Origin of the sequence: Jeotgalicoccus marinus DSM 19772 (assembly GCF_000425825.1) — a bacterium.
GTDB classification, from domain to species: Bacteria; Bacillota; Bacilli; order Staphylococcales; family Salinicoccaceae; genus Jeotgalicoccus; species Jeotgalicoccus marinus.
The window spans coordinates 67,826-85,436 of sequence record NZ_AUEE01000006.1; the positions used below are offsets into that span (position 1 = coordinate 67,826).

At 36.6% G+C, this 17,611-nt stretch carries 13 protein-coding genes; 4 read left to right on the forward strand and 9 right to left on the reverse strand.

The window, feature by feature from the left end; translation table 11 throughout:
- Positions 1-41 precede the first annotated feature (41 nt).
- The 5 genes from alaS to H624_RS0104060 all read right to left on the reverse strand — a co-directional run bounded on the left by alaS (position 42) and on the right by H624_RS0104060 (position 8,189).
- Positions 42-2,669: an alanine--tRNA ligase gene (gene alaS, locus H624_RS0104040; RefSeq protein WP_026866464.1), complete on the reverse strand. Its 2,628-nt coding sequence runs from the start codon at positions 2,667-2,669 to the stop codon at positions 42-44.
- A 243-nt stretch (positions 2,670-2,912) separates the two neighbouring features.
- Positions 2,913-5,273: an SF1B family DNA helicase RecD2 gene (recD2, locus tag H624_RS0104045; RefSeq protein ID WP_026866465.1), complete on the reverse strand. Its 2,361-nt coding sequence runs from the start codon at positions 5,271-5,273 to the stop codon at positions 2,913-2,915.
- 5 nt (positions 5,274-5,278) lie between these two features.
- Entirely contained in the window at positions 5,279-5,923 is a 645-nt protein-coding gene (locus H624_RS0104050) for a tetratricopeptide repeat protein (RefSeq protein WP_026866466.1), read from the reverse strand.
- Positions 5,923-7,026, reverse strand: a complete 1,104-nt coding sequence (gene mnmA, locus H624_RS0104055) for a tRNA 2-thiouridine(34) synthase MnmA (protein WP_026866467.1) — start codon at positions 7,024-7,026, stop codon at positions 5,923-5,925. Before mnmA ends, H624_RS0104050 begins: the two co-directional genes overlap by 1 nt.
- A gap of 29 nt (positions 7,027-7,055) precedes the next feature.
- Positions 7,056-8,189 (reverse strand): cysteine desulfurase family protein, encoded by a 1,134-nt coding sequence (locus H624_RS0104060; RefSeq protein WP_026866468.1) that lies wholly within the window; start codon positions 8,187-8,189, stop codon positions 7,056-7,058.
- 122 nt (positions 8,190-8,311) lie between these two features.
- Here H624_RS0104060 and H624_RS0104065 point away from each other — a divergent pair, with 122 nt between their 5' ends.
- Positions 8,312-9,313, forward strand: a complete 1,002-nt coding sequence (locus tag H624_RS0104065) for an LLM class flavin-dependent oxidoreductase (protein WP_026866469.1) — start codon at positions 8,312-8,314, stop codon at positions 9,311-9,313.
- 44 nt (positions 9,314-9,357) lie between these two features.
- Here the strand turns inward: H624_RS0104065 and thrB are convergent, their stop codons facing one another.
- The 3 genes from thrB to H624_RS11575 are packed head-to-tail and all read right to left on the reverse strand — an operon-like array spanning position 9,358 to position 12,501.
- Positions 9,358-10,227, reverse strand: a complete 870-nt coding sequence (thrB, locus tag H624_RS0104070) for a homoserine kinase (RefSeq protein ID WP_026866470.1) — start codon at positions 10,225-10,227, stop codon at positions 9,358-9,360.
- A 1-nt stretch (position 10,228) separates the two neighbouring features.
- On the reverse strand, positions 10,229-11,290 hold the full coding sequence (thrC, locus tag H624_RS0104075; RefSeq protein WP_026866471.1) for a threonine synthase: 1,062 nt from the start codon (positions 11,288-11,290) through the stop codon (positions 10,229-10,231).
- Complete coding sequence (locus H624_RS11575; protein ID WP_051220471.1) at positions 11,290-12,501, reverse strand: homoserine dehydrogenase; 1,212 nt, start codon at positions 12,499-12,501, stop codon at positions 11,290-11,292. Before H624_RS11575 ends, thrC begins: the two co-directional genes overlap by 1 nt.
- A 146-nt stretch (positions 12,502-12,647) precedes the next feature.
- Here H624_RS11575 and H624_RS0104085 point away from each other — a divergent pair, with 146 nt between their 5' ends.
- Positions 12,648-14,000, forward strand: a complete 1,353-nt coding sequence (locus tag H624_RS0104085) for an aspartate kinase (RefSeq protein WP_026866472.1) — start codon at positions 12,648-12,650, stop codon at positions 13,998-14,000.
- A 75-nt stretch (positions 14,001-14,075) separates the two neighbouring features.
- Positions 14,076-15,761, forward strand: a complete 1,686-nt coding sequence (locus H624_RS0104090) for an ABC1 kinase family protein (protein ID WP_026866473.1) — start codon at positions 14,076-14,078, stop codon at positions 15,759-15,761.
- A gap of 55 nt (positions 15,762-15,816) precedes the next feature.
- Here the strand turns inward: H624_RS0104090 and H624_RS0104095 are convergent, their stop codons facing one another.
- Entirely contained in the window at positions 15,817-16,233 is a 417-nt protein-coding gene (locus tag H624_RS0104095) for an RrF2 family transcriptional regulator (protein ID WP_026866474.1), read from the reverse strand.
- 82 nt (positions 16,234-16,315) lie between these two features.
- On the opposite strand from H624_RS0104095, the gene H624_RS0104100 reads away from it, so the two are divergent.
- On the forward strand, positions 16,316-17,587 hold the full coding sequence (locus tag H624_RS0104100; protein WP_026866475.1) for a replication-associated recombination protein A: 1,272 nt from the start codon (positions 16,316-16,318) through the stop codon (positions 17,585-17,587).
- Positions 17,588-17,611 lie beyond the last annotated feature (24 nt).

Below are 17,611 nucleotides of genomic sequence, written 5' to 3' on the forward strand. Positions count from 1 at the left end.
TACATCTATATTTGGTTCATATTATAACATTTTACAGCGTTTTATACATTATCTTTAATATACTCTTCAACAAATTGTAATGCTGCTGTTATACTCTCAGGGTTTGTTCCCCCTCCCTGAGCCATATCAGGACGGCCGCCGCCTTTGCCGCCTACAATTTCTGCCATGCCCTTCATAATTTGTCCAGCATGGATTTTTTCTGTCAATTCCTTAGGCACAGTGACGACTAGTGATACTTTGTCACCCGTTACTGCACTAAGCGCGATAACCGCATCCTGATTTTGTGATTTTATGACGTCCATTTGTTCACGTAATTCTTTGGCATTTGATGCCTCAACTTCTTGGCGAATTACATTGATACCGTCAATTTCAACTGTTGATGCAGATAAATCATTGAGTTTGGTTTCTTGAAGTTCACGTTTTAACCCATCGTAAGCAATCTGTAGTTCTTTTTTATCTGTTAATAGTGTTTCTAGTTTGTGAACCGTATTTTCTGGTTTTGATTTTAGTAATTGATCAATTTGTGATAGTTTATCTTCTTCTTCCTTATAGACATTGACTGCAAATTTACTTGTAACTGCTTCAATACGACGAATGCCGGCGCCAATACCACTTTCTGAAACAATTTTAAATACACCGATATCAGAAGTATTACCAACGTGTATCCCACCACATAGTTCGACTGAATAATTATATATATTTACCACGCGTACAATTTCACCATATTTCTCACCAAAGAGCGCCATTGCACCAAGCTCTTTCGCTTTATCGATTGGCATTTCTTTAATAACAACATCTAAACCTGCATAGATTTTTTCGTTTACAATGTCTTCAATCTGTTGTAAATCTGCCTTAGATATCGACTCTAAATGAGAGAAGTCAAAACGTAAACGTTCAGCTTGTACAAGTGATCCCGCTTGGTTGGCATGTTCACCAATAACATCCTTCAATGCTTGGTGTAATAAGTGAGTTGCAGTATGATTTTTAATTACAAAACGGCGTTTTTCTGTGTTTACTTGAAGTTGATAACTTTCTCCTTTGGTTAAGCGACCTTCTACAACATTAATCACATGAACATTTTGACCATTTGGCGCCTTGTAAACGTAGTCGACCTCTGCTTTACCATACTGGTTAGAAATAATACCAGTATCTGCAATTTGTCCACCACTTTCACTGTAGAATGGAGTTTCACTGAATATGACTTCAACTTTACCTTCTTCAACTGAATCAACGAGTTGATCATCTTTTACAATATAATCTAAAGTTGATTCAACATATGTGGTCTCATAACCTTTAAATACACTTGGGGAGGTAATGCTATGGAAGGTTTCAGACTGCACTTGCATAGAGTCCCCGCTCTTTCTACCTTGTCTTGCGCGTTCTTTTTGTTGAGCCATCTCTTCATTGAATACTGCTTCATCAACTGTTAAACCATCTAAGGCGGCATATTCTACTGTTAACTCATAAGGGAAGCCGTAAGTATCATAAAGTTTAAATGCATCCTTACCATCAATCACACCATTCGTTTGTTTAGCACGATCACGTAATCCTTGATAGATTTTGATACCTTCATCAAGTGTTTGCAAGAACCGTTCCTCTTCACCTTTAATAACTTCTTTTACAAAGTCTTTTTTCTCAGAAACATTTGGATAGAACCCACCCATAACTTCACTTACAACATCCGTCAACTGGTACATAAAGGCTTGGTTAATATCCAAGTCTTTACTGAATCTCACAGCTCTACGAATTAAGCGACGGAGGACATAACCACGTCCCTCATTCGATGGTAGTGCGCCATCAGCAATCGCAAATGCAACCGTTCTAATATGGTCAGAAATGACCTTAAATGCAGTATCGTAAGTATCATTTACACCGTAGTCTTTCTTAGATACCACTTCAATTTCTTTAATGATTGGTGTAAATAAATCAGTATCGAAGTTTGTTTTCGCATCTTGAATAACGCTCGTAATACGCTCTAAGCCCATACCCGTATCAATATTTTGCTTTGGAAGTGGTGTATAAGAACCGTCTTTATTATGGTTGAACTCACTAAATACTAAGTTCCAAATTTCTAGATATCGCTCGTTCTCTCCACCAGGATACATTTCGCTTTCTGGGCTTGTCGTATCGTAAGCTTCACCACGGTCATAGAAGATTTCACTGTTTGGTCCACAAGGGCCTTCTCCTATATCCCAGAAGTTCCCTTCAATACGGATGATTCGTGATTCATCTAGCCCAATCACATCTTTCCATAGATTATAAGCATCGATATCTTCCGGGTGAATCGTCACATAAAGTAAATCTGGATCGAAACCAATCCAATCTTCATGCGTTAAAAATTCCCAGGCACGAATAATTGCTTCTTTTTTAAAATAGTCACCGATTGAAAAGTTCCCTAACATTTCAAAGAAAGTATGGTGACGAGCTGTAAATCCAACATTCTCTATATCATTTGTACGGATTGCTTTTTGTGCATTAACGATTCTCGGTTTTGTAGGCACTGTACGACCATCAAAATATTTTTTTAAAGTTGCGACACCTGAATTAATCCATAATAGTGAATCATCATCGACAGGTACTAGTGACGCACTTGGTTCTACCATATGATCATGTGACTTAAAATAATTTAAAAACATCTGACGAATTTCATTACCAGTTAACTTCTTCATCATTATCACTCCTGTAATTTTATAAAATAAAAAAATCGTCCCTTGTAAAAAAGGGACGATAGTTACCGCGGTACCACCCAGTTTATGACATAGTCATCACTTTAGCATTATTAGTATAACTGGAAAGTAGCACATAGACGGGGTCTCATTGCTTGCACCAACCGCAATGTCTCTAAAAAAACAATCCGTATATTTAAAATTCCAGTAAATTTAAATCAATTATAAAATCTTAAGGTTTAAGTGTCAAACAAATTCATACGGGGTAATACCCTCCATGCCAATCATTGGATCTACTAATTCTTTGTTGACGACTTCTTCCGTTAGATAGTCTGGCAAGGCTGTCGGTTGTAAAAAGGTTTTACAATACGTTCTTAGAAATTCCTCTAACATAGTATTTCTTTCTATTCCTACTCTATTAATTGCACTGTAAAAAGCATTAGGGTCCCCACATAAGACCAAGGACTCCTTCGCACGTGTAATACCTGTATATACAATGTTCTTCAACAACATATGGTAATAACTAGAGACGATAGGCATAATGACAATAGGATATTCACTACCCTGTGCTTTGTGAATACTCGTACAGTAGGCATGTGAAAGCTCCATCAAATCTTTTCTTTCATAGGAGATATGTCCAGTTTCAAATTCAACGACAATTTTGTCCTTGTCAGTTTCGCCGTCGGATTTTAAAAAGATGTTGGAAATTATGCCAGAATCACCATTAAATACATTATCTTCTGTTCGATTAACAAGTTGAATGACCTTATCACCTTTACGAAATACTTTATCACCAAATTCTATTTCGGTTTTGTCGTCACCTTCAGGATTTAGAATACCTTGGAGTAGTTGATTAAGGGTATTAATGCCTGCAGGTCCTCTGTAAATCGGGGCAAGTACCTGAATATCTCTCATGTCATAACCCTTTTCAACAGCTCTTGTAGCGACCTTATCTACTACTTCTACAATTTGGTTCGCATTTGCAGGGAAAAACACCCTGTCTTTAAACTTATCTGTGATATTCATAGGATTACCATTAGCAATATCGTATGCAAGACTAACGATAGACGAACCTTCGCCTTGACGGTAAACTGTGTCGAGAATTGTCGTATTTATAACATTAGACTTAATTAAATCTTTAAATACTCGACCAGGACCAACTGACGGTAATTGGTCACTGTCTCCTACAAAAACGAGTCTGGTATGTGGCATTACATTTTGCATCAACTGATAAAATAACCATGTATCGACCATGGACATTTCATCAATAATTATTAATTCTGCATCAATCTCATTATCTAAAATCTCGTCAGCTTCAGTATCTTGACCCCAGCCGATCATCCTGTGAATCGTCTTCGCTTCTATACCTGAAGTATCCGCCATCCGCTTCGCTGCACGACCTGTTGGTGCCGCAAGTTTAATAGGATATTCCCCATCTTCATATTCACTGAAATTTTTATAGTCATACATTTCCTTATACAGGGCGATAATCCCTTTAACTATTGTTGTTTTACCAGTACCCGGTCCCCCCGTAATTATCGAAACCTTTTCAGTGATTGAATTTAATATCGATGTTCGCTGTTTGTCACTATAATTTATATCGAATGATTTTTCGATTTCTTTAATGGTATGTCTAGCTTCATCCACATCAATCTCATCGATTTTAAAATCCATAATATGAGAAAGCTTATTCGCTGCTTTATACTCAGAATGATAGATATTCGGCATAGTGACACGTTGATCTTTTAAGATTAGCTTCTTGTTTAAAGCTAAGGTCTCAAGCGCCACATCAATATCACTCTTGGTAAAGTAATTTTTTGATGTATTTAAGAGTGTTAGGGTTTTATCTTGTATTAAATCAACAGTCGTATAAGTGTGACCGACCGCATTGATTTCATCGCTAATCGTATACATGACACCAGCAACCAAGCGCTCTGGATCATCCGCATTAATACCTGAATTCAATGCGATTTGGTCAGCCTTTTTAAAACCTATGCCAAAGATATCACTGACGAGTTGATAAGGGTGATTTCTCAATATATTTAAAGTATCACTCTTATATGTATCAATAATTTTAGAACGCTTAGATGGTTCTATATTTAAATTAATCATCAACAAATAAGCTTCATCTGATAGGTTAGACTGTCTAACAGTATCAGTTATCATCTGTCTTTTTTGTTTTGTTAAACCCTTAACCTTATTTAGAGCATCGTCATCATTTGTAATGATACTAATGGCTTCTAAACCAAGCGTTTCAACAATTTTTTCTGCTGTTTTAGTTCCTACACCAGGAAACTTATCACTAGAGAAGTATTGAATCAGCCCTTCATTAGTATCTGGAATTTCCTTATGAAAACTATCTGCTGCGAATTGCTCACCAAATCTTTGGTGGCTTGTTACCTTACCAACAAAACGGTAACTTTCACCTTCTTCAATTTCATGAAAGAATCCAGTGACTATACCATCATCACGGAACTTAGTATTTGTCTTTGTAATATTAACTTTCAATACATGAAACCGCGAATCTTCGCTCATGAAGATAACGCGGTCCACATCACCGATAATATAAAGTTCGTCATATATTGAAGTTTGTCCGTGATCAGCCATAGAATCTACTCCAACTCATTAAATTTTTTTAAGGCGTGATGACTTAGATGATGATCTGCTTGAATTTCAGTCGCCTTCTTAAAATGTTCAGTTGCCTTACTCTTATCCTCAGTTAGCATGTATATTGCAAGTCCTAGATTATATTCAGCATCTGCATGATCGATTTTTTCTGTCACTGACGATAATAGTTTAACCGCAGGTACATATTGTTCGACTTGACACAATGCTAAACCATAGTTAAACAATAAATCTGTGTCATCTGGCATGCTTTGATATGCTTTTTCAAAAAATGGGATGCTCATTTTAATTTCACCGGTATTGACGTGTGTGCGACCTAGCATGAAATTTAAATCTCCATCATCCATTTTACTACCATAAGCAGTTAAATAAACTGTTCTTGCTTCATTATAACGCTCAGCATCAAAATATAAATTACCAAGCGTATATAAGGCACTAAAACTATCTGGATTAATCACTAGTGCTTGTTGTAAAAAACGTTCTGCTTCTTCTATTTTACCTATAGTTGACAAAACAACGGCACCGTTTATATAGTGTGTGTCTTCTTTTGGAGATTCATCTATCGCTTTAAAAATTTCTTCTAAAGCTGCTTCATAGTCCCCTTTTTCAATGAGCGTCTTATATGCAAACATTAAGCCAGATACTCCAATCTCTCATCATTTCTATATACTGAATCAATCGTCGCCCCGCCAATTACAGTATCACCGTCATAGAGTACAACTGCTTGACCTGGTGTGACAGCATTTGCTGAATCGTAAGTGACCTCTATCTGATCGTCGCCCATCACTCTAACAGTTACCGGCACATCTTTTTGTCTATAGCGGAATTTCGCTGTTGCTTCAAAAGTATCTTCAACTGGGTTTATAAAGTTCACTTCACTTGCAAGTAGTCTCGTTGAAGTTAAGGCATTCGACCCATCACCTTGTACAACGTACAATTCGTTTGTTTCTAGGTTTTTACCTGCAACAAAATAGGGCCCACCATCTCCACCAATACCAAGACCTTGTCTTTGTCCTATAGTGTAGTACATTAAGCCATCATGACGTCCTTTATCTTCACCAGTTTCTAAGTTAATCATTCTTCCCGGATTTGCTGGTAAATAGTTACTTAAAAATTGTTTAAAGTCTCTTTCTCCGATAAAACATATCCCTGTTGAATCTTTCTTATCTTTAGTTGCTAGATCGTATTGATGTGCTAATTCACGCACTTCTTTTTTCTCAAGGTGACCGAGTGGAAACATCACTTTAGAAAGTTGTTCTTTAGATAATTGATTCAAGAAATAAGTTTGATCTTTATTATTATCTACCCCACGAAGCATACGTACATTTTCACCATCATGCTCAACTCTAGCATAATGACCAGTTGCTACATAATCTGCTCCAAGTTTCATTGCATGGTCTAAGAATGCTTTAAATTTAATTTCTTTGTTACACATCACATCTGGATTAGGTGTACGTCCTTTTTTATATTCGTCGAGGAAATACTGGAATACACGGTCGTAATATTCCTTTTCAAAGTTAACAGAGTAGTATGGTATACCGATTTCTTCGGCAACCAACCTCACATCTTCGTAGTCCTCAGTTGCTGTACATACACCAAACTCATCTGTATCATCCCAATTTTTCATAAAAATACCGATCACGTTATAGCCTTGTTCTAATAAGAGTTTCGCTGTGACTGAAGAGTCTACACCACCGCTCATACCAACGACTACAGTTGTGTCATTATTAGACATTTGTAAATCTTCCTTTCTTTTTCTTTAGCTTAAATAAAGCCGTTTTCATTTAAATTATTATATATTTTACTTAAAGCGCTCGAGACTGTTTTTATATCTGAGGGGGATAGTTGTTCTGAGAAACTAAAACGTAAAGAATGCTTGCTACGGTCTTTGTCGTACATGGCTGTAATAACATGTGAGGGGACGACTGTACCCGCATTACAAGCTGAGCCACCAGAGGCATATACACCTTTCATATCTAAGGCAGTTAACAAGTATTCCGATTCACTCCACGGGAAATATAAATTCAATATATGTCCTGTCTGATTAGAAATGTCTCCATTGATTTCAAATGGCACCTTATCATCTTCTAGTGACTTAATGAATGAATCTTTTAATAGATTAAGTTGCTCTGTATTTCTCTCTCTATTTTCAGCTGCCTTTTCTACCGCTAAACTCATTGCATAAGCATATAAAGTATTTTCGGTACCCGCTCGACGTTCCCTTTCCTGGGAGCCACCAGTAATCATGCGTTTAATATGTGTATTGTTTTTCACATATAAGACACCTATACCTTTAGGCGCATTTAATTTATGTCCACTTAAGGTGAGGAAGTCACAAGATAATGCCTTAACATCAATAGGTAGTTGCTTAAATGCTTGGACTGCATCAATGTGGAAAAGAGCATCAGTTTCATTCAAGACATTCGCGATCGCTTCAACAGGTTGAATCGTACCTGTTTCGTTGTTTACCATGATTATCGAGACGAGCTTTGTTTCTGGTCTAAGTGCGGCCTTTAGCTCATCGACATCTATTAAACCTGTCTCGTTGACATTCAAATAAGTAATATCAACATTCTCTTTTATATCATCAAAAGTTTCCTTAACAGAAGCATGTTCAACGTTCGTTGTAATAATATGAGGTTTTTCATAAAAACCACTAATCCCACGAATGACAAAATTATTTGCCTCCGTGGCACTCCCCGTAAAGACAATTTCGTCAGCTCTAGCATTTAGATGTTTGGCAACTCGTTGTCGTGATTGTTCATAAAAAGCTTTCGCTTCTTTACCAATCCGATGAATACTTGATGGATTTCCAAACTTATCCGCATTATTTAGCATCTCTTGTAATATTGATTCATCAATTGGTGTTGTCGCTGCATAATCTACATAAATTGACATACTATCCCTCTTATCTCATACATAATTCTTATAGATTTTATCATGTTCGAGCAGATATTTATACTTTTCTGTTTGGATATAAGAAAATGTAATAAATAATATAAATTCATGGAGGTTCACAAATGTCGAAAAACATTAATATATCTGTATTAAATTTAGTTCCTGTAAGAGAAGGTTCTAATGCTACAGGTGCTTTTGAAGATATGATTACTTTGGCTAAACATGTGGATAAAACAGCCTATCAAAGATACTGGATTTCAGAACATCATAATATGAGATCTCTTGCATCCAGTGCGACTAGACAACTCATCCAACATATCTTACAAAATACTGATGAGATTAGAGTAGGATCTGGAGGGGTCATGCTACCTAACCACTCTCCTTATATTGTTGCAGAGGAGTTCGGTACACTCCATGCAATTTTTGGTGATCGTTTAGACTTAGGGCTTGGTCGTGCACCAGGTACAGATATGTTAACTGCTAATGCAATTAGACGCAGTAATCACGAAGGTGTATTTTCATTTAAAGATGAAATAGAAGAGCTCCGTCGTTACCTAGCGGATAACGGGGCTGCCTTAGTTGCATATCCAGGTGAAGGATCAAACGTCCCCTTATATGTATTGGGCTCTTCAACAGACTCTGCCCACATTGCGGCGAAACTCGGCTTACCTTATGCCTTTGCTTCACACTTTGCACCTGCTCAGATGAATGAAGCCTTTATTATATATGAAAATAATTTTGTGCCGAGTGCCCAACTCGACAAACCGTATAAAATGGCATCAGTTAATGCTATTTTAGCTGAAACGACGTCTCAAGCAGAGCATCTAGCAACGACACATTACCAAACTATTATTGGACTAATTAGAAATAAAAGAGAACAACTTCAACCACCTGTTGATTCCATGGAAGGATTATGGACACCAATGGAAGAAAATACGATTAAGCAGCAGTTCCCAATTCAGTTCTTAGGTGACAAGGCGGACGCGATGGCGAGTTTAGAAAAATTCCAAGAGAAATATAATGTAGATGAGTTGATTGTTGCTTCGTATATTTATGATATGGATGCATTATTAAAATCCTACGACCTGTTTGCTGAGGTTGCAAGCGAATATAACAAACTTTAATAAAAGACAAATGTGCACCTGATTTTAAGTCAGGTGCACATTTTTTATTTCTGATAGACATTCACAATTCTATGCTCACAGGAGTGAATAGTTTGTAGGTGTTTTAAAACAGCCCTTGTATCATTTTCTTCAACTAATGTTAGAACTGTCGGCCCTGCGCCACTGATTACTGTGGCTAAGGCACCATTTTTGAGTGCCATTTCCTTAATTTCTTCAAATTCCTGAATTAATGGTTGTCTATAGGGTTCATGAAAGCTATCTTTCATCATTAAATGACCCATTAACTGATAATCTTGGTTTTGTAGTGCGAGAATCATCACATTGGCAAGGGCATTTTGCGCCACTGCCTCTACTCTTGTATAGGCATTTGGTAATACTTCTCTAGCCTCAATAGTATTAATCTCATAATCCGGCACACTAATAATTATTCCAAGTTCCCCAATATCGATATGATAATAATACAATTCATTATTTAAGTAGTAGCCCACAAAAGCACCGCCCGTTATACATGGGCCCACATTATCTGGGTGTCCCTCTATCTGACAGCCGATTAGTACTTTTTCGTGGTCACTTAAATTTAAGTCTAAATAATGATTTGCAATTTCTATTCCTGCAACTATTGCACTAGAAGAAGATCCTAAGCCATGTGAAAGTGGAATATCACTATCCATAATCATATGGATTGGTGGCAATGTTCGCTTATAATCTTTCGCTATTTTTAATGCAGTTTCAAAGACTAGATTGGTCTCATCAGATGGCAATACTTCTAGTTCTTTAGATTTAAATTCCACTTTAAACGCATCTGCTAAAGTGGTTTCAATAGTTAAAAACAGATCAACTGCAACACCGATTGAGTCAAAGCCGAGTCCTAAGTTAGCACTTGATGCGGGTACTTTGAATGATAACTCGCTCATATTATTGACCTAAACTCTCAATATAATCAACAATCGCTTGTTCATCTAATGGTAGTTTCTTCGGTTTTTCCATAGCTGTATCAATCGCTGTATCTGGGTCTTTAAGTCCGTTTCCTGTAAGTACAGTAACGACTGTTGTGCCTTTTTCAATTGACCCGTTATTCACTGATTTTATGACACCTGCAAGAGAAGCTGCGGACCCTGGTTCACAAAAGACACCTTCAGTTTGTGCAACTAATTTATAAGCGGATAAAATTTCATCATCTGTTACAGCATCAATTTTACCTTTTGATTCATCTCTCGCTTTTTCAGCCTTAGTCCAGGAAGCTGGATTACCGATACGAATCGCTGTACCAATTGTTTCTGGATTTTCAATAACTTTCCCTTTAACAATTGCAGCTGACCCTTCTGCTTCAAAGCCAAACATCTTTGGTAAACCAGATTGTTTTTGTTCATGGTATTCTTTAAATCCTTTCCAATAAGCAGCAATATTAGCTGCATTACCGACCGGAATTGCTAAATAATCTGGTGCTTTCCCTAATTCATCAACCACTTCAAAAGCTGCAGTCTTTTGACATTCAATACGGTATGGATTCAAGGAGTTTACTAATTCTACACCCTCATTTTTCAGAGCGATCTTACGCACAATTTTTAAGGCGTCGTCGAAATTACCATCAATAGATACCGTTTTCGCACCAGCCATCATCGCTTGTGATATTTTCCCTGCTGCTACCTTACCTTCAGGTAACACAACAATTGCATTAAGTCCTGCCCGAGCTGCATAGGCTGCAGCTGAAGCTGAAGTATTTCCTGTAGACGCACAGATTACAGTGTGTGCACCCTCTTCTTTAGCTTTTGCAACTGCAAGTACCATACCTCTATCTTTAAATGATCCTGTAGGATTCAAACCTTCGAATTTAGCATATAAATCGATGCCTAAAGTATCGGAAATTTTTTCTAATTTTACTAAAGGCGTGTTACCTTCAAATAAAGTGAGTTGAGGTGTCTGTTCTGTAATTGGTAAATATGCTCCGAACGCTTTAATTAGCCCTTGCCATGCCATTATAAATCAGCCCCTAATATTTGGTATGAAACTTCTGACGTTAGCTTATTTGTAAATGTTTTATACGATGATTCATTAGCATCTTTTATAATACAAATAGCGTTTTCATCATCTAAAACTTCATATGAAATGTTCTCACTATCTAAGACACTTTTAACCATCTTAATTTCTTCACTAAAACGAATATAATAATCTGCTTCAACTATACCATTATTAATTGCAGCAGTCTTTGTCGGTAAAGTTAGTTGATTCACATCGATATTAAAGACGTTAATCATATCACTTAAAACTGCTGAGGCCGTCTCTAAACTTCCTGCCCCAGGTCCATAAAACATTGCTTCTCCGATGCCATTACCTGTAATATACACTGCATTTTTTTCATTTTTAACACTGCTCAGTTGATGGTTATTTGATATCAGTATTGGTGAAACAGATAAGTGATAATCCTCATTTACCGCTTCAGCTACCCCAAGTAACTTTATGGTAAAGCCATTAGATTTAGCGATGTTAACATCCTTAATCTCCACACCAGATATACCAGACATAGTGACTTGATTGAAGTCAAATTTCTTATGAAAGGCAAGTCTTGCTAACAATAAGATTTTTCTTCCAGCATCTATTCCGTCAACATCAGCTGTAGGATCTGCTTCTGCGTATCCAATATTTTGAGCTGTAGAAAGGGCTAATTCATAATCCCAACCCTCGTCACTCATCTTAGTTAACATATAGTTTGTCGTACCGTTCAAAATACCCATCACTTTATTAACTTTGTTACTGTTTAAACTATATTTCATACTATTGATAATTGGAATACCACCAGCTACTGCTGCTTCATAAAGAATCTTAGTATTCGCTTCTATTGCTTTTTCCTCTAGTTCATCTATGTGTATTGCTAACATATCCTTATTCGCAGTGACGACAGGTATGCCTAATCCTAAAATCTGTAGTAAAAGGTCTTTAGTATCATTGATACCACCCATCACTTCAACGACTAAATCAATGTTATCTAAATTAATTTCTTCAATATTATCGGTCACATGCATGTCTGATACATCTACGTCTCTTACTTTTTTTGTATCTGACACTAAAATATGTGTAATGGTAAAGGTAAGACCTGTTGTTTCTTTAATCAAGTCTTCATTTTCTCTGAATAATTTGATAACACCACTACCAACGGTGCCCATTCCGAGTAAGGCAATTTTCTTTTCCATAGTGACCTCCAATAATCTGTTATAGATTCTCATATTAGATGCGTTTTGAAAAAATTTCAAGACATTATTCAGAAAACTCTACACTTTTCTAAACTTTTCTTGTAATATAATAAACTAATCAAAATATATAAAAAAAGGTGTTAATTATGAAAGTAGCTAAATTCGGTGGAAGTTCCTTATCAAATGCAAGTCAAATTAAAAAAGTTGCAGCAATCGTTAAAGAAGATCGTGACATTAAAACCATAGTTGTTAGTGCGCCTGGTAAACGTTTTGATGATGACGTTAAAGTCACAGATCTACTTATTGCGCTTTATACAAATAAAGTCGCAAATATGGATACTTCTAAGATAATAGATGAAATCATGGATCGCTATCGTTCAATCGCTGAAGAACTTTCTTTAGAGACAAAAATAGTCGAAAGTTTTGAGGCCATCTTAAATGACCGTTTAAACAATATAGAGGAACAAGCATATTTACTCGATGCGCTTAAATCATCTGGTGAAGATTTCAATGCTCAATTAATTAGTACATACCTCAATACGCTCGGCTTATCGAGTAAGTACGTCTCTCCAAAAGAAGCGGGTATTATCGTTTCAAATACACCTGCTAACGCACGCTTACTCCAATCATCTTATGATGAAATAAAAAAACTTAAAGACTATGAAGAAGATGTCTTAGTTATTCCAGGATTCTTTGGCTATTCAGAAGATGATGACATCATCACTTTTGCGAGAGGTGGATCAGATATAACTGGTGCGATCATTGCCCGAGGACTATCTGCAGATATTTATGAGAACTATACGGATGAGTCTTATATTTTTGCAGCACACCCAGGTATTATAGATAATCCTTATAAGATTAAAGAAATCACCTATAAAGAAATGCGAGAATTAGCCTATGCAGGTTTTGGTATCTTCCATGATGAAGCGCTTGAACCACTCTATCAGGAAAAAATCCCTGTCATGATTAGAAATACAAATGATCCAACTGTTGAAGGAACAAAAATTGTTGCCGAAAGAGCTTTAGATCCAAAAGTTCCGGTAATCGGCTTTTCATGTGATGAAGGTTTTATTTCCATAAACTTACACAAGTATCTTTTAAACAAGGAAGTCGGATTTACAAAGCGGATTTTACAAATACTTGAAGATTACAACATATCTTATGAGCATATGCCTTCAGGAATTGATGATATTTCAATCATCATACGTTCCAATCAATTTGAAGGCAACGACAATTTAGAACGTGTCATTGAAGATATCGACACACAACTAGAGCCTGAATGGATTGAAGTCGAAGATAATCTTAGTCTCTTATTCATTGTCGGACTTGGTATGGCTCGGCAGGTCGGAACCGTTCAGCGAGTGACTACCGCACTTGCTGACAGCAATATAAATATTCGTATGATGAATCAAGGTTCGACTGAATATAGTATGATGTTTGCCATACAGTCACAGGATCATGTCCCTGCGATTAAAGCATTATTCAATCAGTTTTTCTAAGTCCTATACTTTAACTATTACTTTAGTTTATTCTATAATAGACTTAAGCGTTTTTTCATATAGGAGTGATGGTTTATGAGTCTGCAAACACGTGTGTCTTACATTAATCGCTACAGAGAAATTGCAATTGCAATTTCAAAAAGTGGCTTTGGTTATATTATTGAGGAGCTCGGCCTAGATAAGGTAATTTCCCTACCAAGAAGATTACTAATTTGTCAAAAAGATGATGAAGTTCAAGAATTAACCTATGCAGAGAGAATTCGCTTGTTTATCGAATCGATGGGGACCACCTTTATTAAGCTAGGTCAAATTGCTTCTACACGTGGTGACTTACTCCCACCAGAGCTCATTAAAGAACTTGAAAAACTACAGAGTCACGTGCCAAGTTTTCCGAGTGACAATGTGAAGACGATTATTGAAGATGCACTCGGCGCTCCAATGGATGAAATATTTATGATCTTTGATGAAGATCCAGTCGGGTCTGCCTCAATTGGTCAAGTTCACCGGGCAATGTTATTAAGTGGTGAAGATGTTGCCGTTAAGGTGCAACGTCCAAATATTGAAAAGACTGTCCGCACAGACCTTGAAATTCTCAGGCATTTAGCAACACTCGCTGAGTCAAATCTTGAGTGGGCAAGAAACTATCAAGTTACCGATATGATCGATGAATTTTCAACCGCTTTAATCAATGAATTAGATTATACGATTGAAGCGAGAAATATGGAACGCATAAGTAAAACTCATAAGCATGACAGTCGTGTAATCATCCCTGGTATTCATTGGGATTATACGACTAAAGAAGTTTTAGTGATGGACTTTATAAAAGGTACACCTATAAACCAATTCGATAAGCTCGATGCATTAAATATTGACCGAAGTAAAGTGGCAGACACACTAGCTAAGTCAATTTTTAAACAAATCTTTGAAGATGGCTACTTCCACGGTGATCCGCATCCAGGTAATGTCAGTGTGTTAAATGACGGCAGTCTCGTCTTTTTAGACTTTGGAATGATTGGTCGCTTGACAAGTGATTTAAAAAATAACTTTGGTTCATTACTGATTTCATTAATGAAAAAAGATGCATCAGGTGTTGTTAAATCTATCGTAAAAATGGGTGTTGTCCCAGCTGATGTCTCAATGAAAAAGTTAAATCGTGAAGCGGAAATCATGAGAGATAAATATTATGATGTTCCCTTATCCAAATTGAATTTCTCTGATGCAGTCAATGATTTATTTGGCATTGCGAATAAGTATAAAATTAAGTTACCTCAAGACTTCACAATACTAGCGAAGACACTCTTAACTCTAGAAGGTGTCGTCAGTAAGCTGGATCCAGACTTTAGTATTATGGACGTTGCTGAACCGTTTGGTAAGGCTTTATTACTTGAAAGATATAACCCTAAAAACTTAATCGATTTTCAAATCGATGAGCTCCAGCAAATTGGTACAGAACTTAGAGATGTAACTTCTAATGTGCACCAGTTTTCTAAAGGCTTAAAAAACTCTAATTTACCGATTGAAATTGATGTTAAAGGCCGTTCCCAATTTTCAAAACATCTAGATAGAGTCATTAACCGACTTAGTTTCTCTATTGTTTTACTTGCCTTTAGTATTGTCATGGTAGGACTTATAGTCGGCTCAGCTATACTCGGTGAAGGTAGTATTATTTTTAGAATACCTATCATTGAAATTGCAGCTATTTTTGCAATGGGCATGTTTATTTGGCTCCTCTGGTCAATCGTTAAATCAGGTAGGTTCTAAAGAATAGGTATATAAAAAATGCCCTTAGATTTTTTAATCTAGGGGCATTTAACATTTAGATATAAAACATATATCCATCAAATTCATCTGTATCATTGTCGATAATATCGTGTAAGGTCGTGTGATCTAACACATCGTTAACGGCATTACCAATACGTTTCCACAAGAAGCTTTCATTTTTACTCTCATGATCGTCGGAATCAACCACCATGACATTTTCTTCTACTGCAGAGAACACTTGCCCTACTGTTATTTCTTTTGGTGGATAATTTAGTTCATATCCCCCGTACGCACCTCTTGTACTTTTAACTAAACCATCTTTCTTTAAGTTAGCAACAATCTGTTCTAGATATAAATCACTAATATCTCTTTCTATTGCTACTGATTTTACACTACGTTTTTTTATGCCATATTCTTTTGCTAATGTCAGCATAAAATATAATCCATATCTACCTTTAGTGGATATTTTCATTGTTACACCTCTAAAATTTAAGTTCATAAAGATTTTGTATTATAATTAAATATAACATATCTTTAAAGTAAGGTGAAAAACTATGAATAACCAACCGTTAAGCTATCGAATGCGTCCTCAAAATATTGATGAAGTCCTAGGTCAGAACCATCTCGTCGGCCAAGGTGGTATTATAAGACGTATGGTCGACGCAAAAAGATTGTCATCAATGATTTTATATGGCCCACCGGGTATTGGTAAGACCAGTATAGCAAGTGCCATTGCTGGTTCAACTAAATATAAATTCCGCACTTTAAATGCGGTGACGGATACTAAGAAAGATATGCAGATTGTGGCAGAAGAAGGTAAAATGAGCGGGAGTGTCATCTTACTCTTAGATGAAATCCACAGGCTGGATAAGGCTAAACAAGATTTTCTTTTACCTCATTTAGAGAAAGGTACGATTATTCTAATTGGGGCGACAACCTCCAATCCCTACCATGCAATTAATCCCGCCATTCGCTCAAGAACTCAGATTTTTGAACTAAATCCATTAGAAACAGAGGATATTAAAACCGCAATCCAGAGAGCTCTTAACGATAGTGAACGTGGTTTAGCTGATTTAAATATAACAATTGAAGACGATGCAATTGAACACTTTGTTTCCTCTTCACATGGTGATGTAAGAAGTGCTTTAAATGCTCTAGAGCTTGCTGCCTTAAGTTCTAACAAAGAAGATGGTACTGTTAACATCACCTTGCAAGATGCCTTAGATTGTATGCAAAAATCAGCATTCTTACACGATAAAGACGGTGACATGCATTATGATGTAATGAGCGCCTTACAGAAATCTATTCGTGGTAGCGATGTCGATGCAGCGCTTCACTACCTAGCACGTTTAATTGAAGCTGGTGATTTGGTTACAATTGCAAGACGTATACTCGTCATTGCTTATGAAGATATTTCCCTTGCAAATCCAAACATCGCATCCAGAACTCTTGATGCGATAATTGCTGCAGAACGACTTGGTTTTCCAGAAGCGCGTATTCCTCTGTCACAAGCTGTAATTGAGCTCGCCTTAACACCTAAATCAAATACAGCAATTACAAGTATTGATCAGGCATTATCTGACGTACGTAAAGGAAAAACCGGTGCAATACCTCGCCATCTAAGGGATGGACATTATAAAGGTGCTAAGGAATTAGGTAATGCCATTGGCTACAAATACCCACATGATTATCCTAACCATGTTGTTAGTCAACAATATCTACCTGATGCGATTAAAAATAAGAGATATTATAAAGATGATGGCATTAGTAAATACGAGCAAACTTTAACCGAAACCTATCGCAAACTTAAAAATTTAAATAAATAAAGCAGTGTGGAAAATCCACACTGC